Origin of the sequence: Dysgonomonas sp. 511, assembly GCF_010501105.1 — a bacterium.
In the GTDB taxonomy this organism is placed as follows: Bacteria; Bacteroidota; Bacteroidia; order Bacteroidales; family Dysgonomonadaceae; genus Dysgonomonas.
Genome location: NZ_QVMQ01000131.1, coordinates 1 through 300, shown reverse-complemented (window position 1 = coordinate 300; position 300 = coordinate 1). Strand labels below are relative to the sequence as shown.

Sequence of the window (300 nt, the reverse complement as noted above, 5' to 3'; positions counted from 1 at the left end):
AAGTGTTCAAAGATGGAGTGAATGCCAATAAGGCAGCCCGTGACTATAAGAAAGAGACAATAGCTATTCCGGCAAATAAGAAACTAGCTGTGTCTATATTAGATGTTAAGAAACAGGGTGCATCTGCTACTTTCAGGCACACCCTTTTCCCAACACACCCCTCTCCTGTTATGACTTCAACATCGGCAATTAAATCGGCTCTCAGTTGCTTTTTACCCATCCGTAAGGCGTTTTATGGGATGCCTTGGTGTATGTCAGGTCTTCGGTCGGATGAGGTTTCATCCACAGCCATTTGAATCC

The 300-nt window shown here is 44.3% G+C and carries 1 protein-coding gene; it reads right to left on the bottom strand.

Annotated features, from left to right (window positions below; translation table 11 throughout):
* Positions 1–201 precede the first annotated feature (201 nt).
* The gene (locus D0T57_RS16145; RefSeq protein ID WP_368666944.1) at positions 202–282 is read right to left on the bottom strand and encodes a hypothetical protein; all 81 of its coding nucleotides are present in this window, start codon (positions 280–282) and stop codon (positions 202–204) included.
* Positions 283–300 lie beyond the last annotated feature (18 nt).